General features: G+C 73.2%; 19 protein-coding genes and 1 riboswitch. Of the genes, 12 read left to right on the top strand and 7 right to left on the bottom strand.

The window, feature by feature from the left end; all coding sequences use genetic code 11:
• Nucleotides 1–151 precede the first annotated feature (151 nt).
• The 4 genes from DFJ66_RS37345 to DFJ66_RS37330 are packed head-to-tail and all read left to right on the top strand — an operon-like array spanning nt 152 to nt 5,044.
• Entirely contained in the window at nt 152–1,483 is a 1,332-nt protein-coding gene (locus DFJ66_RS37345) for a glycosyltransferase 87 family protein (RefSeq protein WP_246030071.1), read from the top strand.
• Nucleotides 1,480–2,886, top strand: coding sequence for an oligosaccharide flippase family protein (locus tag DFJ66_RS37340; RefSeq protein WP_121232324.1), 1,407 nt, complete (start codon nt 1,480–1,482; stop codon nt 2,884–2,886). Before DFJ66_RS37345 ends, DFJ66_RS37340 begins: the two co-directional genes overlap by 4 nt.
• Complete coding sequence (locus DFJ66_RS37335) at nt 2,883–3,968, top strand: glycosyltransferase (protein ID WP_121228565.1); 1,086 nt, start codon at nt 2,883–2,885, stop codon at nt 3,966–3,968. The genes DFJ66_RS37340 and DFJ66_RS37335 overlap by 4 nt, the downstream gene beginning before the upstream one ends.
• Nucleotides 3,965–5,044, top strand: a complete 1,080-nt coding sequence (locus DFJ66_RS37330) for a glycosyltransferase family 4 protein (protein ID WP_121228563.1) — start codon at nt 3,965–3,967, stop codon at nt 5,042–5,044. The genes DFJ66_RS37335 and DFJ66_RS37330 overlap by 4 nt, the downstream gene beginning before the upstream one ends.
• Nucleotides 5,045–5,098: 54 nt before the next feature.
• Here DFJ66_RS37330 and DFJ66_RS37325 read toward each other — a convergent pair whose 3' ends face one another.
• Together DFJ66_RS37325 and DFJ66_RS37320 are read right to left on the bottom strand one after the other, a co-directional pair.
• The gene (locus DFJ66_RS37325) at nt 5,099–6,538 is read right to left on the bottom strand and encodes a putative glycoside hydrolase family 15 protein (protein WP_121232321.1); all 1,440 of its coding nucleotides are present in this window, start codon (nt 6,536–6,538) and stop codon (nt 5,099–5,101) included.
• Between the two features lie 14 nt (nt 6,539–6,552).
• Nucleotides 6,553–8,043 carry a sugar transferase gene (locus DFJ66_RS37320; protein WP_246030070.1) on the bottom strand — a complete coding sequence of 497 codons (1,491 nt, stop codon included), beginning with the start codon at nt 8,041–8,043 and terminating at the stop codon, nt 6,553–6,555.
• A 329-nt stretch (nt 8,044–8,372) separates the two neighbouring features.
• On the opposite strand from DFJ66_RS37320, the gene DFJ66_RS37315 reads away from it, so the two are divergent.
• Together DFJ66_RS37315 and DFJ66_RS37310 are read left to right on the top strand one after the other, a co-directional pair.
• A complete protein-coding gene (locus tag DFJ66_RS37315) occupies nt 8,373–9,173 on the top strand; it encodes a glycosyltransferase (RefSeq protein WP_246030069.1) in 801 nt (266 codons plus the stop codon).
• Entirely contained in the window at nt 9,173–10,525 is a 1,353-nt protein-coding gene (locus DFJ66_RS37310) for an FAD-dependent oxidoreductase (protein WP_121228559.1), read from the top strand. Before DFJ66_RS37315 ends, DFJ66_RS37310 begins: the two co-directional genes overlap by 1 nt.
• Here DFJ66_RS37310 and wecB read toward each other — a convergent pair.
• Complete coding sequence (gene wecB, locus DFJ66_RS37305) at nt 10,451–11,560, bottom strand: non-hydrolyzing UDP-N-acetylglucosamine 2-epimerase (protein ID WP_121228557.1); 1,110 nt, start codon at nt 11,558–11,560, stop codon at nt 10,451–10,453. The two genes, DFJ66_RS37310 and wecB, sit on opposite strands and share 75 nt — an antisense overlap.
• Nucleotides 11,561–11,689: 129 nt before the next feature.
• Here wecB and DFJ66_RS37300 point away from each other — a divergent pair, with 129 nt between their 5' ends.
• Nucleotides 11,690–12,628, top strand: a complete 939-nt coding sequence (locus DFJ66_RS37300; protein WP_121228555.1) for a lysyl oxidase family protein — start codon at nt 11,690–11,692, stop codon at nt 12,626–12,628.
• Between the two features lie 1,135 nt (nt 12,629–13,763).
• Nucleotides 13,764–14,519: an alpha/beta fold hydrolase gene (locus tag DFJ66_RS37295; RefSeq protein WP_170200286.1), complete on the top strand. Its 756-nt coding sequence runs from the start codon at nt 13,764–13,766 to the stop codon at nt 14,517–14,519.
• On the opposite strand, the gene DFJ66_RS37290 is transcribed toward DFJ66_RS37295, so the two are convergent.
• Entirely contained in the window at nt 14,459–15,307 is an 849-nt protein-coding gene (locus tag DFJ66_RS37290) for an SDR family NAD(P)-dependent oxidoreductase (protein ID WP_121232317.1), read from the bottom strand. The genes DFJ66_RS37295 and DFJ66_RS37290 overlap by 61 nt on opposite strands.
• A 113-nt stretch (nt 15,308–15,420) precedes the next feature.
• Nucleotides 15,421–16,452: an AraC family transcriptional regulator gene (locus tag DFJ66_RS37285; RefSeq protein WP_121232316.1), complete on the bottom strand. Its 1,032-nt coding sequence runs from the start codon at nt 16,450–16,452 to the stop codon at nt 15,421–15,423.
• A gap of 71 nt (nt 16,453–16,523) precedes the next feature.
• Here DFJ66_RS37285 and DFJ66_RS37280 point away from each other — a divergent pair, with 71 nt between their 5' ends.
• From DFJ66_RS37280 to DFJ66_RS37270, 3 genes are read left to right on the top strand one after another with little or no spacing between them, the layout of a single operon-like run.
• Complete coding sequence (locus DFJ66_RS37280) at nt 16,524–17,990, top strand: flavin-containing monooxygenase (protein ID WP_121228553.1); 1,467 nt, start codon at nt 16,524–16,526, stop codon at nt 17,988–17,990.
• A 60-nt stretch (nt 17,991–18,050) separates the two neighbouring features.
• Nucleotides 18,051–18,842 carry an alpha/beta fold hydrolase gene (locus DFJ66_RS37275; protein WP_121228551.1) on the top strand — a complete coding sequence of 264 codons (792 nt, stop codon included), beginning with the start codon at nt 18,051–18,053 and terminating at the stop codon, nt 18,840–18,842.
• Nucleotides 18,843–18,849: 7 nt separating this feature from the next.
• Nucleotides 18,850–19,440, top strand: coding sequence for a DUF4232 domain-containing protein (locus DFJ66_RS37270; protein WP_170199901.1), 591 nt, complete (start codon nt 18,850–18,852; stop codon nt 19,438–19,440).
• Here the strand turns inward: DFJ66_RS37270 and DFJ66_RS37265 are convergent.
• Nucleotides 19,434–19,697 (bottom strand): hypothetical protein, encoded by a 264-nt coding sequence (locus tag DFJ66_RS37265; RefSeq protein WP_147459459.1) that lies wholly within the window; start codon nt 19,695–19,697, stop codon nt 19,434–19,436. The two genes, DFJ66_RS37270 and DFJ66_RS37265, sit on opposite strands and share 7 nt — an antisense overlap.
• 172 nt (nt 19,698–19,869) lie before the next feature.
• Nucleotides 19,870–19,950, top strand: a riboswitch (ZMP/ZTP riboswitch).
• Nucleotides 19,951–19,975: 25 nt separating this feature from the next.
• Here DFJ66_RS37265 and DFJ66_RS37260 point away from each other — a divergent pair.
• Nucleotides 19,976–20,833 carry a bifunctional 5,10-methylenetetrahydrofolate dehydrogenase/5,10-methenyltetrahydrofolate cyclohydrolase gene (locus tag DFJ66_RS37260; RefSeq protein WP_121228545.1) on the top strand — a complete coding sequence of 286 codons (858 nt, stop codon included), beginning with the start codon at nt 19,976–19,978 and terminating at the stop codon, nt 20,831–20,833.
• Nucleotides 20,834–20,860: 27 nt separating this feature from the next.
• Here the strand turns inward: DFJ66_RS37260 and DFJ66_RS37255 are convergent, their stop codons facing one another.
• A complete protein-coding gene (locus DFJ66_RS37255; RefSeq protein WP_121228543.1) occupies nt 20,861–22,471 on the bottom strand; it encodes a TlrC/CarA/OleB/SrmB family ABC-F type ribosomal protection protein in 1,611 nt (536 codons plus the stop codon).
• Nucleotides 22,472–22,635: the final 164 nt, after the last annotated feature.

The raw sequence follows: 22,635 nt of genomic DNA, 5'->3' as shown, positions 1-22,635 counted from the left end.
CGCTGCGGAGGAACTGGCGGAACGACCGGCGGGACCGGCGGGAGCGGCGGGACCGGCGGTGGGAGCAACGGCGGCAGCAGCGGGACCGGCGGTGGGAGCGGCGGAGCTGGCGGCGCGAGCGGCGCGACCGGCGGTGGCAGCAGCGGGAGCGGTGGAGCCGGTGGAGCCGGCGGCGGCAGCGGCGGAGCCGGCAGCGGCGGCAGCGGCGGGACTGGCGGTGGGAGCGGCGGGGCCGGTCGAGCGGTGGCGGCTGGGGGCGACGGGGTGGCGGTGGGTTGTCGGGGTCGGAGCTGGGCTGGTGGGGGTCGCGGGGGCTTGGCGGGCCCTGCAACCGGCCATGGGGGTGCCGTTGCCGGATGCGGGGAATCTGGCCGAGGAGCGGATGCAGGACTTTCGGGACGCCCTGTACTTCCCGGTTCGCGAGTTCCTGGCCGGCGGCAACCCGTACGACCCGGCCGTGATGTTCGCGCACTGGCCCGTTCGGCAGAACTTCAACCTGTACCAGCCCTACCACCTCCTCCTGCACATGCCGTTCGCGCTGCCCGGCTACCGGGTGGGCGCGGTGGCGTATGCGGGGGTGTTGTTGGGGCTGCTGGTCCTGCTCTCGGTGATGGCGGCTGGGCGGGCCCGGGTGCCTTGGGTGATCGGGACCGTTGTGGTGGCTGCCCTGTTGGTCACCAGTCAGGTTGGCAAGGCCCAGTTGTATGTGGGGCAGGTCAATCCGCTGCTCGCGGTGGGGGCCGCCGGTGCGTTGCTGGCCCGGACCACGCATCCTCGGTGGGCGGCGTTGGCGTTGGCGTTGGCTTGGCTCAAGCCGCAGTTCGGGTTGCCGTTGGCGATCTTGTTGTGCGCTCGTGGGTCTTGGCGGGTTGCGGCGGGTGGGACGGGGATCGCCGCGGCGGCGAGTGCGGTCGCGTTGGTGCCTTTGGTCCTGAGGGACGGGGTTGTCGGGTTTGCGCAGGTGATCGGGCGGAACCTGGAGCACGCGTCGCAGACGACCTACGGGGCGGTGGATTCGCTCACCTCGCAGCGGGTCGATGTGGCGGCGGTGTTCTTCAGGGTCGTCGGGTGGTTGCCGCCGGGGAGCGAGGTGGTGGCGCTCCTCGCCGTGATGGTGGTCAGTGTGGTGTTGGTGCGGCGGCTCGACCGGAGTGGGGACGATACCGGCGCGGCGGATCTGTTGACCTGTGTTGCCGTGGTGGTGGCGGTGGTGCATCAACCGGGGGACGTGATCATTGCGGTGCCGGCGTTGGTGGCGGCGGCGGTGGTGTGGTGGCGGCGGCGTCATGAGTTGCGGTGGTTGGGGGTGGCCGTGGTGGCGTTGTTGGTTCCGTTTGCGCATTTGTACTTTGTGGACACTGTGATCCGGGAACTTGGTGGTGTGCGGGCCAGTGTGACCGTGGACGGGATCGCAGTCGTGGTGGCGTGGGTGGTGCTGGTCGGGTTCGCGTGGGCACGGACGCGCGAACGAACGTGCGCATGACGGGAGCGGTGCGCGGGTCGCTCTGGTTGTTCCTGGTGAACCTGGTCGGTAAAGCCGGTCAGGTCGTGGTCACGCTGGTGTTGGCCGCCTTCCTCACCGAGGAAGGTCTGGGGCTGGTCGCGTTGACGGTGTCGCTGGTGAACATCGGTCACGTCATCCAGTCCATGGGCGTCTACGACGTGATCAGCCGGACCAGCCTGGACCCGCGCCGGGTCGCGGGCACGTTGCTCACCCTCAGCGTCGGCACGGGGCTCGGGCTGGCGCTGCTCCTCCTGGCGGGCGCGGATGTCATTGCGGGAGCGTTGGACGCACCGCACGCTGCCCCGCTGATCCGGCTGGCGGCCCTGAGCCTGCCGTTCACCGCCGCGGGCGGCGTGCAGCTCGGGCTGATGCACCGCGACCTGGACTTCCGCCGCCGGCTGGTGCCCGACGCGGGCAGTGCGCTGCTCGGCGCGGCGGTCACAGTGGTGCTGGCGGTGCGGGGTGCGGGGCCGGTGTCGTTGGTGGTGGGGTTGTTGGTGACGGCCGTCGCGCTGCCGGTGCTGGGTGCGGCGGTGGGCGTGCGGGTGGTGCCGTGTTGGGACGCCGATGCCGCGGGCGAGTCGTTGCGCTGGATCGCCGTCGTGGGGCCGGGTGCGCTGGTCGCGGTGTTGCTGATCAACGTCGACTACCTGGCGATCGGGCACGTGCTCGGCCCGGAGGCGGTCGGCGTGTACTCGCTGGCCTACCGGATCGCCTGGGTGCCTTACATCGTCGTCGCGGTGGTGCTGGGCGGTGTGCTGTTCCCGTTGTGCGCCAAGCTGATCAGGGATGGTGAGTCACAAGACGTGCCGGCGGCGGCGGGGCGGTTCACCCAGGCCGCGCTGGTGGTCACCGGCGGTCTGTACGCGGTGACGGCGGCGATGGCGGACCGGGTGGAGCTGTTCGGTGCGCGCTGGTCGCCGGCGGCGGTGCCGTTGGCGGTGCTGTGCCTCTACGGGCTCGGCCTGGGCCTGCTGCACCTGTGGTACCAGGTGCTGCGCGCCGCCGGGCACGCCCGCCGCTACCTCGCGCTGGAGCTGACCCACCTGGTGACCCTGGTGGTGGCGCTGGTGGTGGTGACCCGACACGGCGTGGTGGCGGTCGCCGTGACGCAGGCCGCCGTGGTGTGCGTCCTGGTCCCGGTGACGTGGTTCGTCCTGGCGCGCAACGGTCTCGCACCGCCCCGGCTCGGTCGGGCGCTGGCGACGACCGGGCTGGCCGCCGCGTGCTGCGTGGCGATCCGGGGTCCGGTGGGTGCGGTGTTCGGGCCGTCGGCGACCGGTGCGGTCGGGGAAGGTCTGGTCCTGGTGCTCGGCTACACGGCGGTGGTCCTGCTGGTGGACCGCCGCACCGTGCGTGAACTGCGTGAGGTGCGTCGATGAGGGTCGTGCACGTGTCCCAGCCGGTCGAGGCGGGGGTGGCGGCGGTGGTGCTGGAACTGGCCGCGGCACAGCGGGAGCTGGGCTGGCGGGTGGACGTGGTGTGCCCGCCCGGGTGGCTCGCCGACCGGGTGCGGGACGCCGGCGTGCCGGTGCACCCCTGGATGGCGACACGCGGCCCTGGGCCGTCCACGGCACAAGAAACCCGTGCACTGCAACGGATCCTCAAAACCCTCAACCCGGACGCCGTCCACCTGCACAGTTCCAAGGCAGGGCTCGCGGGACGCCTGGCCGTGCGCGGGAGGCGGCCGACGATCTTCCAGCCGCACATGTGGTCGTTCCAGAGCGCCGGCGGTGCCCTCAAGCACGCGTCGGCCGCGTGGGAGCGGTACGCGGCGCGGTGGACCGACCAACTCGTGTGCGTCAGCGACGACGAACTGGCCGCCGGCCGCGCGGTCGGCGTGTCCACCCCCGCCGAGGTGGTGTGCAACGGCGTGGACACGCGGGTCCTCAGGCCGCGCAGCCGGGTCGCCGCGCGGCAGCGGCTGAACCTGCCGGACGTGCCCACGGCGGTGTGCGTGGGGCGGCTGGCCCCGCTCAAGGGCCAGGACCTGCTGCTCCGGGCGTGGCCGGCGGTGCTGGAGGCCGTCCCGGACGCACAGCTGGTGCTGGTCGGCGACGGACCGATGCGCGACCGGTGGCAGGCGGGCGAGCACCGGTCGGTGCGCTGGTGGGGCCACGACACGGCGGTCGCCGACTTCTACACCGCCGCCGACGTGGTGGTGCTGCCGTCACGGGCCGAGGGCATGGCGTTGGTGCCGTTGGAGGCCATGGCCAGCGGACGGTCCGTGGTGGCGTTCGACGTCGGCGGGGTGCGGCAGAGCGTGGGCGAGGCCGGGGCCGTCGTGCCCGCCGGGGACGTCGCGGCGCTGGCGGCGGCGGTCGCGGCCCGGCTCGCGGACCCCGTGCTCGCGGCGGGCGAGGGCCTGGCCGGGCGGCGGCGGGCCGAGGTGCTGTTCGACTCGACCCGGGTGTGCGACCAGGTCGCGACCCTGGTGGACAAGCTGGTGGGAGGGACGCGGTGAGGATCGCCTACCTGTTGACGCAGGACCGGGGCGGGCCGGTGGACGTGACCGTGCGGCTGGCCGCGACGCTGCTCGCGGCCGGGCACGACGTGCGGGTGTTCGGGCCGGTCCCGGCGCGCGGGGCGGAGCTCCTCGCGGGTCACCACACCGAGGTGTCCGTGGCCACCAAGGGGGACCTGAAGGCGGGCCGCCAGGCGCGGGAGGCGCTGCGGGCGTGGCGGCCGGACGTCGTGCACGCCCAGGACCGGCGGGCCGGGCTGGTCAGCGCGGGGTTGCGGTTGCGGCACAAGGTCGTGCAGACCTACCACGGCGTGCCCGACGACGTGGCCGAGCCGTGGTTCCGGGGTGCGGCGGGGGCGTCCGGGCCGTCGAAGTACACGCGGACCGTGCTGGCCGCCGACGCCGGGGTGGCGCGGTTCGTGCACCGGACCGTGGTGCCCGCGCCCGCGATGGGCGAGTTCCTGGTGCGGCGGCTGCGTGTGCCCGCGCAGCGCGTGACGCACATCGACAACTGCGTGGACCTGCCCGCTTCGTGCCCGCCCGCCGGGCCGGTGCGGCGGCTGGTGTTCGTCGGGCTCCTGGTGGAGCGCAAAGGTTTGCTCACCCTGGTGGACGCGTTGGCACGCCCCGGGGTGATGCCGGAGGACGCCTCGCTGACCGTCGTCGGCGACGGGCCGCTGCGGGTCGAGGCCGAGGACCGCGCGCGGCGCGACCTGCCCGGACGGGTGGAGTTCCTGGGCTTCCGGGCGGACGTGCCCGACCAGCTGCGCCGCCACGACGCCCTGGTGCTGCCGTCCACGATGGAGCAGCAGCCGTTGGTGGTGGCCGAGGCGATGGCGGCCGGGAAACCCGTGGTGGCGACCGACACCGGCGGGGTGGCCGACATGCTGTCCGACCCGGCGTGCCTGGCCGAGCCCGGTGACGTCGACGGGTTGGCGGCACGCCTCAAGGCGTTGTTCGCCGACCCCGACCCCGGCGGGCGGGGCGCGGCCCTCGCCCACCGCGCCCGCTCCCGGTTCGCGCCCGAGGTCTGCGCCGACCGCCACCTGGCCCTCTACCGGGAGCTGCTGGCCTGACCCGCCGCACCGGCCACCTGCCGGGCGCTGCCGCCGGACCGCTCGACCCCGGCCTCAGCCGGGCGGCGGGGTCGTGGCGGTGGTCGTCGGCGCGGTCGTGGTGGTCGTGGTCGTCGTGGTGGTGGTCGTCGGCGGCTCGGTCGTGGTCGTCGTGGGCGTGGTGGCCGCGGCGGCGGTGGTGGTGGTCGTGGTGGTCGGGGCCGTGGTCGTCGGGGTCGGGGCCTTCACCAGGACAGCCGCGTCCGCGCCGGCCAGCTCCACCGGCCCGGTCACCGGCTGCCCCTCGATCGTCGCCATGCCGGCGGGGGGCGTGACGCGCACCGACCGGCCGGTCGGGTTCACCGCCACCCACCCGTTGGTGAACGTCCGCGTCCACACCCCGTTGGGCAGCTGGTTCGCCGCCTCCACGGCCTCCCCCAGCCCCGCGTCCTGGTAGGCCGACCACTCCGGGTCCTGGTAGTCGGGCGTGGACGCCGCGTTCCAGCAGGTGTACGGCCCGGCCAGCAGCGCCGCCGTGGCGTACCCGACCCGCTCCTCGCGCACGCCGGGCGTGCGGGTCACCAGCAGCAGCCACGACTCGCCCAGTGCCGCCTGCGCCCGCAGCTCCTTGAACTCGTTGCCGCGGAAGGTCAGCAGCTCGCCGCCGCCGCTGTTCTCGCGCAGCCCGAAGTTCTCCTCCATCGCCCCGCTGTACCGGGAGTGCGCCGTCCACCGCCCCGGCGTCAGGTGCGACTCGGACACGTTCGGGATCAGCATCTTCCCCTGCTGGGCCAGCGAGTCGCCCGCGACCTGCAGGAACCGGTCGAGCCCGTCGCGGATCAGCCGGTCGGTGGCGGCGGCGTCGGCGGTGCCCTTGACCACCGCCGACGAGTAGTACTTCAGAGAGCTGAAGTCGTTGTCCGCCAGCACGCCGTCCCAGCCCTCGCGGACCACCTCGGCGGTCACCGCGTCCGCCCACGCCTTCTGGTAGGACTCCGTCCACACGGTCATCTGCCAGTGCAGCGGGTAGCCCTTCCACTCGATGTGGCGGTCGGCGGTGTCGACGGCGAACCACTCCGGGTGGTGCTTCTGCGCGGCGATGTAGCCCACGCCGCTGGGCAGGTAGGCGGCGTCCTTGCCGCCGTCGACCGCGCCCGGGTAGTTGCGGGTGCTGGAGAAGTCCTTGTACACCAGGATCTTGATCTTCGGGTTGAGCTTGCGCAGCCGCCGCATGGCCGCGGTCTCGGTCGCGTTGAGCACCACCAGGTCGTAGTGCTGGGCCGCGAACTTGAGGTCCGCGTAGGTGGGCGGCTCGCCGATGCCGTACCACCAGGCGCACGGCGCGAGCGGCTTGGGCGGCGGCGCGAGCGGCTGCGGGTCGGCGGGCAGCGGCGCGCTCTCCTCCTCCGGCTCCCCCAGCCACTGCCCGGCGGAGCTGGGCAGCCACACCGAGCCCGCCAGGACCACCGCGGCGAGCACCGCCCGCACGGCCACGCGCCACCGACGACTGCGCATCGGACGACTGCGGATCAGCGGTTGTTCCGGCACAGCAGCTCACCCACCGTCAGCAACAGGATTCGGACGTCCAGCCACAACGACCAATTCGCGATGTAGTAGTTGTCGTAACGCGACCGGTCGACAATGGAGGTGTCCCCTCTCAACCCGTGGACCTGTGCGAGTCCGGTCAATCCGGTCGGCACCCGGTGCCGCGCCCAGTATAGGTCGTGGACGGCCGAGAATTCGCGCACGAAACCCGGTCGTTCGGGGCGCGGTCCGACAATGGACATGTCGCCGCGCAGGATGTTCCACAACTGCGGCAGCTCGTCCAGCGAGGTCCGGCGCAGGAATCGCCCGACCGGGCCGACGCGGCGGTCCCCGACCACCGACCAGCGGACCTGGGAATCGTCCTCGCCGGTCATCCGGACGCTGCGCAGCTTGTAGAGCACGAACGTGCGGTCGTCCATGCCGACCCGGACCTGGCGGAAGATCACCGGCCGCCCGCTCTCCAGCAGCACGGCCAGCGCGCACAGCCCGATGACCGGCGCGAGCACGACCAGCGCGAGGCCGGCGAGCAGCACGTCCACGCCCCGCTTGACCCACCAGCTGGGCCGGGTGGTCGGCGCGGTGCTCAGCCGGACCAGCGGGAAGCTGCGCAGCCGCTCGACGTCCGGGCCGTCCTGGTGCAGCTCGTACATCCGGGGCACGACGAAGATCGAGCAGCCCAGCCGGTGGGCGGTGATGGCGGCGTTGACCAGCGGCGAGTCGGTGGCGCGGGAGAAGGCGAGCACGACCGAGCCCGCGCGCAGCCGGGTGATGGCGTCGGCCAGGTTCTCCTCCAGCAGCGGCAGCGGGAGGTCCGCGGGGTCCAGCGCGGGCGCCGGGTCGACGAACCCGACCGGGCGCAGGCCGTACTCGGGGTGCTGGAGCATGGCGGTGGTCAGCGTCGCGCCGACCTTGCCCGCGCCGACCACGATGGTGCGGTCGCACCGGTTGAAGCGGCGACGCGCCCACCGCCCGAAAGCGAACACGAACAGGCGAGCAGGTTCACTCCACACGGTGAACCCGACGATCGCCCACTGGACGGCGGCGATGGTCGCGGGTCGCGTCCCGGCGGCCAGGCTCAGGCCCGTGACCAGCGCGAACGCCGTGGCCGTCGCGATGGTGGAGCGGGGCACGTCGTGCAGCCAGGACAGCCACAGCCGCCGCCGGTACAGCCGGCAGGACGCCCGCACCCCGAGCAGCGCGCCCGCCGCGACCGCGGCCCAGGTCCAGGGCAGGCCGCGCACGACCACCGCCAGGGCGGCGACGTCCACGCAGACCAGCAGCACCGCCACCGCGTTCACCCGGCCGAGTCGGTCGCGCGCCGGTCGCGGCTCGACCTCACCCGACCGGGGCGGCTCGCCGGCCTGCGGCGCCTGCCCGGTCCGGGGCGGCTGTCCGGTCTCCGGGGACCCACCTGGGCGGGGCGGCTCCCCGGACCGCGCCGGCGCGGGGGTCGTCGTGCCCACCTGGTTCACCACCGGCCACCCTCCCGGGTGACGAGCGCCCGTCCCCAGCACCCCAACACCACGCCACTGCACATTCCGACGACGTCCTTTCGTAATCCGACCGAGTTCACTCGAAAGAGAATTCCGACTACCGAGCGCTTGAAAGAACGGGAAGCTGCCCTCCCGTTCACTCTTTGGGGAAATCAAGTCCTCCTATCAAGCGATACGAGCAGTCGTGTCGTACGGGTTCCCGTCACCGACCGGGCCAACACGGGGACGGGGGTGGGTGGAACCCGGTTCGAGTTCCCAGGCGAATAATTCTGGCCCGGTTACCCGGATCAACGGAAATGGGGTCGGCACAAGTGGCCGTCGACGAACGCGAGGCGCGCACCGCGCCCGCCACGATTCGCACACGGGGACGTGCGCACGTCGTGCTGCCCGCCTACAACGAGGCGGAGTCGCTGCCGCCGCTGCTGCGCCGCATCGCCGAGGTGGCGCGCACGGAGCAGATCACCGCCTGGGTCGTGGACGACGGCTCCTCCGACGGCACCGCCGAGTGCGCGCACGGCGTGTCCGGCGTGGACGTCCGCGTGGTGCGGCACCCGGTCAACCTCGGCCTGGGCCAGGCGGTGCAGTCCGGGCTGCGCGCCGTGCTGGAGGTCGCCGACCCCGACGACCTCGTGGTCGTGATGGACGCCGACGACACCCACGACCCGGCGCTGATCACCGCCCTGCGCGCGGAGATCGCCGCCGGCGCGGACGTGGTGATCTGCTCCCGGTTCGTCGAGGGCGGCGACGACGCCACCGCGCCCGCGTTCCGCCGGCTGCTCTCGCGCGGCGCGGCGGTGCTGTTCCGGCGCGTGCTCGACGTGGACGGGGTGCGGGACTTCACCAGCGGGTTCCGCGCCTACCGGGTGTCGCTGCTGGCCCGCGCCGCGAAGCACTGGGGCGAGCGGCTGGTGGAGGAGCGCGGGTTCGCGTGCATGGTCGAGCTGCTGCTCAAGCTGCGGCACTGCCGCCCGGTGATCACCGAGGTGCCGCTGACGCTGCGGTACGACCGCAAGCAGGGGCCGAGCAAGTTGAAGTTGCGTCGGACGATCGCGCAGTACCTTCGGCTGTTGATGCGTGATCGTCTGGCGCCGGCACCCTACCGGCCCCTGTGATGGGCTCCCGGGTCACCGTCCTGGGCGGCGGTATCTGCGGACTGGCCGCCGCGCACCGGCTCGCCCGGTCGGGGGCCGAGGTCACCCTGCTGGAAGCCGGTGACCAGCTCGGCGGGCTCGGCACGTTCACCCCGTGGCGTGACGGCTGGGTGGAGCGGTTCTACCACTGCGTGATGCCCACCGACGACGACCTGCTGGCGCTGCTGGGCGAGCTCGGGTTGCGCGAGTCGGTGACGTGGCGGCGCACCAGCATGGGCATGGTCGTGGCCGGGCGGCACCACCCGTTCAACTCGGCCGTGGACCTGCTGCGGTTCACCCCGCTGCGGCTGCGCGACCGGGTCCGGTTCGGCGTGGTGTCGTTGCTGCTGCGGCGGTTGGGGCGCGGGCGGGACCTGGACCGGCTGCGCACCGAGGACTGGTTGCGCGGCCTGTACGGGGACACCGTGTGGGACTCGCTGCTGGCGCCGATGTTCGGGTCCAAGTTCGGGGCGGCCTTCGGGGACGTGCCGGCGCTGTACCTGTGGCAGCGGCTGGGGCGGGAGAGCAACGTGGCCGTGCGCGGGTACCCCGCCGGCGGCTACCGGTCGATCATCGACGCCCTGCGGCAGTCCGTTGTGGACGCGGGCGGGGTGGTGCTGACGTCCGCGCCGGTGACGCGGGTCGGGGTGGACGGGACCGTGGTGTTCGGCTCCGACGACGACGTCCTGACCGCCGATCGGGTGATCTCGACGTTGCCGCTGCCGGTGCTGCGGTCGGTCGCGGACGCTGCGCTGGCGCCGTTGCTGCCGGACGTCCGGTTGGCGTACCAGGGCGTGGTCAACGCGTTGTTCTTCCTGAAACGGCCGCTGTCCGGGCACTACTGGGCGCCGGTCGTGCGGTCCGGGACCGACTTCGACGGCGTGATCGAGATGTCGGCGCTGGCCGGGCCGTTCGACGGGCGGCACCTGGTGTACGTCATGAAGTACACCGACCGGGGGTCCGTGCTGTACCGCGAGGACGACGCGCGGATCTCGGCGCGGTGGACCAAGCAGCTCGTCGGGCTGTACCCGGACCTCACCTCGGCCGACGTCGAGGAGGTGCGGCTGTTCAAGGCGCCGTTCGTGGAGCCGGTGTACCCGCTGGGGTACCTCGAGCAGCGACCCCCGGTCGAGGTCGCGGGCACGCCGCTGCTGCTGGCCACCACCGCGCACGTCTACCCGTCGGTGACCAGCTGGAACTCCAGCGTGGGCCTGGCGAACCGCGTCGTCGGGCTGGTGGACGACGCGGTTCCCGGGTCGTCACACGAGGGCGGGGGCGGCGACGGTGCGGCCGACCAACTGCTCCAGGGCGGCGGCGATCCGCACCGAGGGTGAGCCGGTGCCGTAGGGCGACGGGATCCCGGCCAGTCGGGCGCGGTGGCCGGGCACGTCGTCCAGCCAGCGGCGCACCTCGCGGCCGATGCGGGGCCCCGGCGGGACGAGCGTGCCGAACGTGCCCTCGATCTCGGGGCGCTCGGTGCTGCGGCGCACCACGACGACGGGTCGCTTGAGGACGCTGACCTCCTCCTGGATGCCGCCGGAGTCGGAGATGAGGACGGCGGCTGCGCGGGCCAGGGCCAGGAAGTCCGGGTAGGCCTGCGGTGCGATGACGGTGAGCGCGTGGAGGAGCCCGGTCAGGCCGTGCTCCTCGACGCGCCTGGCCGTGCGGGGGTGCAGCGGGAGCACGACCGGCAGCGGCAAGTCGGCCAGGTGGCGCAGGATCGTTTCGAGGTTGTCCGGGTCGTCCACGTTCTCGGGGCGGTGGATGGTGGCCAGGGCGTAGGTGTCCTGGTGCAGGCCGTGGGTCTGGAGGACCTTCGCTTCGGCGTCCGGGTCGGGCAGGGCCGCTTCCAGGGCTTCCACCACGGTGTTGCCGGTGACCGCGATCCGGTGCGCGGGGATGCGTTCGGCGCGCAGGTTCTGCTCGTTGAGCTCGGTGGGGGCGCAGCACAGGTCGGCGAGGTGGTCGATCAGGACCCGGTTGTGCTCCTCGGGCATGGCCCGGTCGAAGCTGCGCAGCCCCGCTTCGACGTGCACCAGCGGGGTGTCGTTGGCGTTGGCGGCGAGGGCGCCTGCGAGGGCGGAGGTCGTGTCGCCCTGCACGACGACGGCGGCGGTCGGGTGTCCTCTGAGGACGTCGTCCACCGCCTGGGTCGCCATGCCCAACTGGGCGCCGCGCGGGGCGCCGCCGAGGGCGAGTTCGTGGAAGCTGCCGGGTTCGGCGATGTCCCGGCGGATCAGGTCGTACATACCGCGGTCGTAGTGCTGTCCGGTGTAGACGACCGTGGCGCGCGGACCGAACAGGCGGATCAGCGGGGCGAGCTTGATCAGCTCGGGGCGGGTGCCGCACACCAACGTGACGGTGTCCACCTATGTTCTCCTTCGGTTTTCGGCTGGAACGCGGTGGAAGGTAGGTCTTGCCCGCTCGCTTTCCCTTGCACCTCAGTCGATCGAGTGAACTTGGGTGTCGGTTGTGCTTGGTGGCACTAGGTTGTCCCGGTGATCAGGAAACTCCAGGCCGCGGCGACGGCCGCGATGACCGTGGCCGCACTCGGCGCCCCGGTCGAGTCCGGTCCCCTCCTGCCCGACCTGAGACAGGCGCCGGTGGGGTGCCCCGGCGGGACCGCGCGCGACCCCGGCCAGTGCCGGGACTGGGACGTGTGCCTGGTGGAGGACCCGCTGGCGGCCAACGGTCCCTGCCTGTCGACCGGGCCGGCGGGTGCCGTGCGGCTGCGCTTCACGACGTCGGCGGACAACGTGGGCGACGGCCCTTTGGTGATCTACGCGCAGCGGTCCGGTGCCGAGTCGGTCATGCGGGCGAGGCAGGCGTTCCAGTCCGGTGTGGACCGTTCGATCCCCGGCTCGTACGAGACGGCCCAACGCGACCTGCCCGCGACCGTGTACTACGAGCCCGCGGCGACGCACGAGCACTGGCACCTGCTGGACTTCGAGCACTTCATGCTGCGCACGCCGTCCGGGGAGACGGTGGCGAACGACCGCAAGACCGGCTTCTGCCTGGGCGACCGCTACGCCACCCGAGACGCCCGCGACCTGCCGGCCCGTCCGCACGACCTGTCCAGCCCGGAGGGTCGGCTGGCGTTGTTCCTGCGGGAGAACACGTGCAGGCGGGGAGAGCCGGCGGCGTTGGACGTGAAGCAGGGGATCTCGGTGGGGTACGGGGACGACTACGACTACGAGGTCGACTTCCAGTGGCTGGACCTGACCCACGTGCCGTCGGGGGTGTACGACGTGGTGAACGTGGTCAACGCGGACCGGGCACTGGTGGAGAAGGACTACGAGAACAACGCGTCCTCGCTGGCGATCTCCCTGGAGTGGCCCGGCGGAGCCGCGACCCCGCCGGCGGTGATCACCACCGCGCCTCGGGTGAGGGTGCTGCGCAGTTGCCCTGGGGAGATCCGGTGCGCGGAGCAGTTGTAGGGGGTTGGTCGGGGTGCTCGACTGCCGACTGCCGGAGAAACACCCAATCGGGTGACATACAGGATCCGCGACCAAACCCCGACTCACGCGTCCCGTAAACAAGGAGCGCGGTCAACGGCCCCAGTCCCCACTCCCCCGGCACCCCCGCTCCACCCCCGCCGCAACCCCACTCCGCCGCAGCCCGCCGCGCCGCCGCAACCCGCCCCTGCCTCACGCCACCCGCTGCCTGCCCCGCCCGCCGGTGCCGCCAGCAGCCATGCAGCCCGGCCCTGCCTCGCGCCACCCCGCCGCGCCGCAGCAGCCCGCCGCCTGCCTCCACGCCACCCGCCGCCTGCCCCACCCACCAGCCGCCCACCGATGCCGCTAGCAGCCATGCCGCCCGCCCATCGCCGCATGCCGCCCGCTGCCCCTGCCGCGCCTCCCGCCCTCGCCGCCCGCCTGCCGCGCCGTCCACCTGCCTGCCGCGCCGTCCACCTGCCTGCCGCGCCGCCCGCCTGCCTGCCGCGCCGCCCGCCTGCCTGCCGCGCCGCCCGCCCGGCAGCAACCCGCCGCCTGCCTCGCGCCGGTCGCCGCCTGCCTTTCGCCGCTCCGCCGCGCCGCAGCAGCCCGCCCACAGCAGCGCGCCCAGTGCCGCCGGCAGCCCGCACGCAGCCTGCCCACCGCGGCATGCCGCCCGTCGCCGCATGCCGCCTGCCGCACCGCCGGGCCTGCGCTGCGTCCGCGTCACCCTCCGCCCGCGCCCACACCCAGCGTCGCAGTCCGGTGACCGCTGCGAGGGCTGCGGGCGGGCGCGTGGTCTGGCGGCGCGTGGTCTGGCGGGCGGGCTGCGTCTGGGCAGGGTGGGCAGGGGTCGGCGGTGCGGGCGGGCGGGTGTCGGGGGTGCGGGCGGGCGGGCGGCGCGGCAGGCGGGCGGCGATGGGCGGGCGGCGCGGCAGGCGGGGGTGAGGGCGGGTGCGGGGAAGAGGTGGGGGTGGAGTTGGGAGGGGTTGGCGGGTGACAAAGGGGTTTTGTGGGGTACCCACGGGGCACTTGCCGCCGGTGGGAGGAGTGCCACGTGTGGACGTTCAGCGGTCATGCGCAGCGCGCGTCTCGGGGGGTTCGGGCCTTTGCCGGGGAGCAGGTGCTGTTGGTGACGATGATGGAGTTGCCCCGGTTGTTGCGGCATCCCGCGTGGCGGAGGGTTGATCCTCGGCAGGGGCGTGGGGTCGGCGTGGTGTTGGTGCCTGGGTTCGGGTTCGGGGACACCAGCTTGCTGATCGCGGCGCGGTGGTTGCGTGCGCGGGGGTATCGGCCGGTCGGGGCTCGGATCGGGTTGAACGTCGGGTGCACCACGGAACTGGTGGAGCGGCTGGAGAAGCGGGTTGTCGAGCACGCTCGCGAGACCGGCGGGCGGGTGGTCCTGTTCGGGCAGAGTCGGGGTGGGTGGTTGGCTCGGCTGGTCGCGGGTCGGCGGCCGGATCTGGTGCGGGGGCTGGTGATGCTGGGCAGTCCGGTGCTCAACCCGCTCGGCGCGCACCCGGCGGTGGTGCGGGTGGCGCGGTTCCTGGCTCGGGCTTCGGCGTGGGGTGTGCCGGGGTTGCTGGACGAGCAGTGCTTCACCGGTGACTGCTACGACACGAGCATGGCCGGCCTGGCCGCACCGCTGCCCTCGCAGGTGCCCGCGCTGGCGATCTTCTCGGCTCGGGACATCGTCGCGCCGCCGGAGTTGTGCCGGGACCCGTCGGCCGAGTGCGTCGAAGTGCGCAGCACGCACACCGGGATGGGGCTGGACCCCGATGTCTACGCCGCCGTGGAGCCGAGGTTGGCGCAGTGGGCGGCGCGGGAAGGGGCTCAGCCGGACGAGGCCTTGCGGGCGGCCGAAGGGCTCAAGAAGTTGAGCACGGCCAAGTAGCGGGTCGGGAAGAGGCGGGCCAGGAGGTCCGGGGCCACGGCGGAGAACGCGATGAGCACGCGTCCCCGGCGCTTCTCCACGCCCGCGAGGATCTGCTCGGCCGCCTTGTCCGCCGGGTAGGTCAGCAGCTTGGCGAAACCGTCCTTGCCCTGCGACACCTGGTCCGCGGGCACCCCCGACCCCACGCGCGCGGACTCCGCGATGCGGGTGCGGATGCCGCCGGGGTGCACGGTGGTCACGCCGACACCGCGCGGCGCGAGCTCGTGCCGGAGGGCCTCGGAGAACCCGCGCAGCGCGAACTTGCTCGCCGAGTACGCGGCCTGGCCGGGCGGCGCGATGAGGCCGAACAGGCTGGACACGTTCACGACGTGGCTGCCGGGCGACGCCAGCAGGCGCGGCAGCAGCAGGCGGGTCAGCGCGACCGGCGCGCGGAAGTTCACGTCCAGCACCCAGTCGAACTCCTCGGCGCTGACCTGGTCGAACGTCCCGCCCAGGGCCACGCCCGCGTTGTTGACCAGCAGCGTGACGCGCGGGTGCGCGGCCAAGAGGTCCGCGCCGAGGGCGGGCAGCGCGGACACGTCGGACAGGTCCGCGACCACGCTGTCCACGGCCACGCCGGGGTGCCGCCGCGCGATCGTGTCGACCACGCTCTTCAGCCGGTCGGCGTCCCGGTCCAGCAGCACCAGGTCACTGCCCCGGGCCGCCAGCCCGTACGCGAGCTGCTCGCCGATACCGCTCGCCGCACCCGTGACCACCGCCGTGCCGCCGCTGAACCGGTAGTTGCGCATGAACACAGGGTGCAGGTCTACGACTACCGGAGACTTGACCGAGCGCGACAGAGATTTGACCGCAGGCGACACAGACCACAGGCGACACGGACCGCAGGCGACACGGACGGAGGTCACGGGAGGTCGGACGGCCCAGCGCCGGGCGGCGGGCCGCTGCGGCGGATGGCGCTGGGGGTCGCGCCCCACCAGCGGCGGCAGCAGCGGCTCAGGGCGGACTGCTCGGACAGGCCCAGCATCCCGGCCACCTGGCTCATCGGCATGTCCGTCGTGGTCAGGTAGCGCAGCGCGGCCTGGCGGCGGACGTCGTCCAGGATCTCCGCGAACGTCGTCCCCTCGGCCGCCAGCCGCCGTTGCAACGTGCGCGGGTGCATGTTGACCAAGCGCGCCACCGCACCCACCTCCGGCGGCACGGTACCCAGCGACTGCACGACCACCCCGCGCACCCGCAGCGCCACCGACGCACCCTCCCCGGCGGTCTGCTCGGCCAGGAACGCCAGCGCCAGCCGCCACACCCGCTCGTCACCACCGGCCAACGGCTGCGCGGCCAGGCTGCGCGGCACCCGCAGCATCGGCGCGGAACGTCCGACGTGGACAGTCGTGCCGAAGAACTCCTCATACACACCAACTGAAACAGGCGTGTAAGGCAGCTCCACCGACCGCAGCCCGTAAGACCCGCCGACCAGGAACTTGATCGCCCGGTGCAGGAACCCCAGCCCCAGGTCCGTCGCCTGCACCGACACCGGCAGCCACGGCGGTTGCCCGTACCGCAGCGCCGCCACGCCCCGCGCCCCGTACGGGTCGTCCTCCATGGTCAGGCTCAGCGACCGGGCGTGCACGAACAGGTAGCGGGACGTGCACTCCAGGGCGTCCGCCACGGTCGGCGAGTTGCGGATGGCCAGCGCGAGCGGCCCGAGCATCCCGAAGTCCTGCCGGGACGCCACCCGCAACCCCAGGTCGGGGCACTGCAACGCTTCGGCGGCGATCTCCAGCACGGCGACCAGGGCGCGGTCGGACACGAGCAGGTCGTCCACGTCCAGCGCCGCGACCGGCAGGCCCGCGGCGGCGGCGTAGTCGTCGGCGTGCCCGCCCAGCTCGGCCACCGTGGCGCGGAACCCGCGCAACCCGGCCGACCGGACCACCGACATGTCGTCCAGGGTCAAATAGTTGTCGTGTGAAGTCAAGAAGCGGAACCGGCGGGTTCAGCACACTGTGACGCATGGCGACCACGGAACCCTCCCACCTCGACGTCGTGATCGTCGGCGCGGGCCTGTCCGGCATCGGCGCGGCGTACCGGCTCAGCACCGAGCACCCCGGCCGGACCTACGCGATCCTCGAGGCGCGCGACGCGATCGGCGGCACGTGGGACCTGTTCCGCTACCCCGGCATCCGCTCCGACTCGGACATGTTCACCCTCGGCTACCCGTTCGCCCCGTGGCGGGACCCCAAGGCCATCGCGGACGGCCCGTCGATCCGCGACTACATCCGCCGCACCGCCGCCGAGCACGACATCGAGCGGCACATCCGGTTCCGGACGAAGGTCGTCGCCGCCGACTGGTCGACCGCCGACCAGCGCTGGACCCTCACCCTGTCCGATGGCGGCACGCTGACCTGCGGTTTCCTCTACTCCTGCGCCGGCTACTACGACTACGACCGGGGCCACGAGCCGGAGTTCCCCGGGCGGGACAGCTTCGCCGGGCAGGTCGTGCACCCGCAGTTCTGGCCCGAGGACCTCGACTACGCGGGCAAGCGAGTGGTCATCATCGGCAGCGGCGCGACCGCCGTGACCCTCGTGCCCGCGATGGCCGACACCGCCGCGCACGTCACCATGCTCCAGCGCTCGCCGACGTGGATCAGCCCCGTCCCGGGCCGCGACAAGATCGCCGACGCCCTGCGCTCCGCCCTGCCCGCGGGCCTCGCGCACCAGCTCGCCCGCGCCAAGAACATCGCCTTCACCACCGGCTTCTACCAGTTCTGCCGCCGCTTCCCCGGCGCCGCGCGCACCCTGCTGACCAAGCTGTCGACCAAGGTGCTCAAGGACCCGGCGGCCGTGCGCGAGCACTTCACGCCCACCTACGACCCGTGGGACCAGCGGCTGTGCGCGGTGCCCGACGCGGACCTGTTCAAGGCGGTCAACGCGGGCAAGGCGTCCGTGGTGACCGACCACGTCGACACCTTCGTGCCCGAGGGCATCCGGTTGAAGTCCGGGAAGGTGCTGCCCGCCGACATCGTCGTGACGGCGACCGGGTTGCGGTTGCAGGCCTTCGGCGGGATCGAGCCGAGCGTGGACGGGACGCCGGTGAACCTGTCCGAGCAGTTCGTGTGGCGGGGCGCGATGATCACCGGCCTGCCGAACTTCGCGGTGTGCATCGGCTACACCAACGCGTCCTGGACGCTGCGGGCCGACCTGTCCTCGCGGCTGGTGTGCCGGGTGCTGGAGCACTTGGACCGCAACGGGTTCAGCTCGGTCGTGCCGCGACCGGACCGGGTGATGACCCGGCAACCGTTGCTGGACCTGGCTTCCGGCTACATCCAGCGGTCCATCGGGGACTTCCCGGGTCAGGGCGACCGGAGCCCGTGGCGGGTGCGGCAGAACTACGTGATCGACGCCGTGCAGACGCTGCGCGGCGACATCGGCGACCAGCTCGCCGGCACCCGGGCCGCGAAGCCGGCGGTCGTGCGATGACCGCGGCGGACACGACGACCGTCTCGGTGGACGGGGTCGCGGTCCGGGTGCGGGTGGCCGGTGGTGCTGGTGCACGGCATCGGCCGCAGCCTGGAGGACTGGCAGGACGCGCAGGACCGGCTGGCGACCACGTTCCGCGTGGTCAACGTGGACCTGCCCGGCTTCGGCCTGACCCCCAAGCTGCGCGCCAAGCCGGGGCTCCCGACGTTCGCGCGGGCCGTCGTCGGCGTGCTGGACGCGCTGGGCGAGCACCGACCCGTGCACCTCATGGGCAACTCGTTGGGCGGCGCGGTCGCGATGACCGTCGCCACGACGTGGCCGGACCGGGTGGCGTCGCTGGTGCTGGTCAACAGCGCCGGCTTCGGCCGCGAGGCCAACCTGCCCCTGCGGCCCATGCTCTACGGGGTGCTGTCCGTGCTGCCGGTGGTCGGCGCGCGCTTCCGCCCGCTCGCCAAGGAGGCCGGCCTGCGGCTCAACCAGGCCCTGTTCGCGGACCCGGCGTTCGCGACGGACGAGCGGGTCCGGCACGCGGCCAAGGTCGGGCGGCAGCCGGACTTCCGGGCCACCTTCGTCGGCACGCTGCTCAGCCTGGGCCTGCCGGTGGTCGGCAGCCGGGCGGGGTGGCGGCGGGCGCTGCTGGCCGCGGTCGTGAGTGCGGGCAAGCCGGCGCTGGTGGTGTGGGGCGACCGGGATACCGTGCTGCCCGTCAAGCACTTCCACGCCGCCGTCGCCGCGCTGCCGGGGGTGCGCAGCCACCTGTTCCCGGACACCGGGCACATGCCGCAGATCGAACGGGTCGAGGAGTTCACCGCGCTGGCCGCGGACTTCGTGACCGGCGTGGCTGTGCCATGATCGGAACGTGATCAAGGCTCGGGTCGTGCTGCCGCTGTTGCTCCTGGCCGCCTGCGGCACCCCGCCCGTGGCCGCGCGCTCCGGTGACATCACGCTGGTGCCCACGGTCGAGGCACCGGGCTGCCCGGAGTCGGGGATCGCGGTGTCGGCGCTGGAGGCCGAGGCCGCGTCGGGCCTGCGGGTGCTGAGCCTCAAGGCCGTCAACTGCGGCACCGAACCCCGGACCCTGACCGGCTACCCGGACCTGCGGCTGCTCGACGCCGACGGCCGGCCGCTGGACGTGCGCGTGCTCACCGGGGCGGCGTCGGCGGAGATCTCGTCCGTCGAGGCGTTCACCGCGCCACCGGGCGACGTGGTCCTCCAGCCCGGCGCGACCGCCACCACGGCGGTGCTGTGGCGCAACACCTACGACGACGTGTCCCAGCCGCCGCAGGTCGGTGTGCGGATCGACATCGCCCCGGTCGAGGGCGCGCCCCGCCAGACCTTCACCCCGCGCCTGCCGCCCAACGGCGAGCCCTCGCGGGTCGACTCCCCCGCGGTCACCCTCGACCTGGGCAGCACGGGCCGGATCGGCGTCGCGCCCTGGAAGGCTCAGTAGTTGTCGTCGTCGTCGTAGTACTCGGCGTCGTGGTTCACCTTCGCCGGGCGGTTGGACCACGAGTCGAACACGACCAGCAGGATCGCCGCCACGATGACGATCACCCCCACGATCGCGATGCCGCCCCAGAACGACAGGCCCGCCAGCAGCAGCATCGGCAGCACGGCGAACAGGCAGAACGGGTCGACCCGCCCGAAAGCCGGCCGGCGCTGCCCCGAAGATCGACCGTACTGCACCGCCATCAGCCCGCCTGTCATCGTCCGCTGTGTCCGGTCCACCCCGGGGGCGGACCCGAACAGCATAATTCGCCGGGCCCTCGATGTACGGGCGGTTACGAAGAGGCGGGCACGGGCTCGGGCAACCCGGTGATCACCTCCTCCAGGTCGGGTGCCGGTGCGCACCCCTGTGTGACCTTGATCTCCCGTAGAATCAGCGGTGCACGACTGGCGTCGGGTGGATTCACCACCGGGGAGTGCAAGCGAGCCGGCATCGCCCGCCTGGGTGCCCCTCATTCCTTCGGGTGAGGAGTACCTCGATGACCGCACGCATCCTCGACGGCACCGCCGTGGCGCGCACCCTGCTGGAGCAGACCGCCGAGCGGGCCGCCGCCTTCACCACCCGGACCGGCCGCGCGCCGCTGCTGGCCACCGTCCTGGTCGGCGACGACCCCGCCTCGCAGACCTACGTGAAGATGAAGCGCTCGCGGTGCGCGAAGGTCGGCATCGAGTCGCGGGCGGTCGAGCTGCCCGCGTCCACCACCACGGAAGAGCTGGTGGAGACGATCTCCGCGCTGTCCGCCGACCCGCTGGTGGACGGCATCCTCCTGCAGCACCCCGTGCCGGGGCACATCGACGAGCGGGCCGCGTTCGAGGCGATCGCGCCGGGCAAGGACGTGGACGGCGTCACCATGCACAGCTTCGCCGCGATGGCGTTCGGCGAGCCCGGGTTCCACTCGTGCACGCCGGGCGGCATCCTGCGGCTGCTGGACGCCTACGGGATCGAACTGGAGGGCCGGCACGCGGTCGTGGTGGGGCGCAGCCCGATCCTGGGCAAGCCGGTGGGGATGCTCCTGCTGGCCCGCAACGCGACCGTCACCTACTGCCACTCGCGCACGGCGGACCTGGCGTCGGTGGTGGGGACCGCGGACATCGTCGTGGCGGCGGTGGGCAAGCCGGAACTGGTGCGCGGGGCGTGGCTCAAGCCGGGTGCCGTGGTGGTGGACGCCGGGTACAACCCGGGCAACGTCGGGGACGTGGAGTACGTGGCGGCGAGCGAGCGGGCCGGGTTCATCACGCCGGTGCCCGGCGGCGTGGGGCCGATGACGATCGCGCTGCTGCTCGCGCAGACCGTGGACGCGGCGGAGGCGGCGGAGAAGGCCCTGCTCCCAGCCTGAGCCGACCGGGAGCAGGGCGGGGGTCAGTCAGGCCGCGACCACGCCCTGCTCCAGGTGGAAGCGGCGGCCGGTGAAGCGTTCCCGCATGCGGCGGTCGTGGGTGACCACGACCAGTGCGCCCGCGTAGTCCGCCAGCGCGTGCTCCAGGTCCTCCACCAGGCCCGGCGACAGGTGGTTGGTCGGCTCGTCGAGCAGCAGCAGGTCCACCGGTTCGGTGACCAGCCGCGCCAGCTCGACGCGCCGCCGCTGCCCGTAGGACAGCTCACCCAGCCGCAGCCGCAGGTCCCGGGGCGTGAACAGGCCGAGCGCGAGCAGCCGATCCGCCCACTCCTCGGGGTCACCGCGGCCGGCGGCGAAGGCCTGGGCCACCGTCATGCCGCGCGGCAGCGGCACGTCGTCCTGGCGCAGGTGCCCGACCCGGGCCGGGAGGACCACGTCCCCGGTGTCGGGCGTGAGCTCGCCGGCCAGGACCTTCACCAGCGTGGTCTTGCCGGCACCGTTCGGACCGGTCACCAGCAGGCGCTCCCCCGGACCCACGACCAGCGAGGGCACGTGCAGCCGGTCGCCGACCCGGACGTCGGACAGCGACGCGACCGACGCCGACACCGCGTCCAACCGGGCGGTGAAGCGGAGCGGGTCCGGGGGTGGGGTGACCGGGGCGGTGGTCAGGCGGTGCACTCGTTCCTTGGCGTTGCGGATGCGGCTCATCGCCCCGTGACCACGTCCGCGGGCGCGGAACGGGCCGGCCGCGAACACCGCCAGCGGCAGCTTGCGCGGGATCGCGTCCAGGCGGGCCACGTGCGTGGACGCCAGCCGCTGGTGGCGGGCCAGGTCGGCACGCCACTCCTCGTACTCGCGCAGCCGCCGCGCCCGGTCGGCGGCCTTGGCGGTGAGGTAGCCGTCGTAGCCGTTGCCGTGGCGCCGCACGCCGCCCTCCGCGACCTCCAGGATCGTGTCGGTCACGTGCTCCAGGAACACGCGGTCGTGGGTAATGGCCACGACGGTCCCCCGGTGGGCGCGCAGGTGCTGTTCGAGCCACGCCACGGCCCGGTCGTCCAGGTCGTTGGTCGGCTCGTCCAGCAGCAGCGTCTCCGGGGCGGCGGCCAGGGTGCCGGCCAGCGCCAGGCGGGACCGCTCGCCGCCGGACAGGGTGCGAAGCGGGCGGGTGCGGTCCAGGCCGGGCAGGCCCAGGCCGTGCAGGGCGATGTCCACCCTGGTGTCGGCCTCGTACCCGCCGCGCGCCTCGAACCGCTCGACCAGCTCGGCGTAGCGGTCCAGGCCGCTCGGGTCGACGTCGGTCAGGTCGAGCTCGCGGCGCCGGATCTCGGTCTCCAGCGCGCGCAGGTCGGCCAGGGCCAGGTCGATCGCGTCGGCGACGGTCGCGTGCGGCGGCAGGTCCAGGGTCTGCGGCAGGTAGCCGACGCCGCCGGGCGCGACGGCGGTGACCTCGCCGTGGTCGGGTCGCAGCCGGCCCGCGAGCAGCGCCAGCAGGGTGGACTTGCCGGACCCGTTGTCGCCGATGACCCCGACCTTCTCCCCCGGCTTCACGGCGAGGGTGACGCGGTCGAGCACGACCCGCGTGTCGAAGCGCTTGGTGACGTCGTGCAGGGACAGTTGTGGGGGTTGCGCGGTGCGCAAGGCAGACTCCTGTTCTCGGCGCGCACGGGTGGCGACCGAGTCGATCGGTGGAAGGTTTGCGGTGGATGCCGCCGCGGAGCGTGGCTCTACGCGGACCGGCGACCGATCACAGGAAGAAGTACAAGATCCCCATACCGCTGGTCACGGTACTGGAGGCGAATTCG

The organism is Saccharothrix variisporea, assembly GCF_003634995.1.
Classification (GTDB): Bacteria; Actinomycetota; Actinomycetes; order Mycobacteriales; family Pseudonocardiaceae; genus Actinosynnema; species Actinosynnema variisporeum.
The sequence above is the reverse complement of the archived record's forward strand: the minus strand, read 5'-3'. Positions and strand labels throughout refer to the sequence as shown.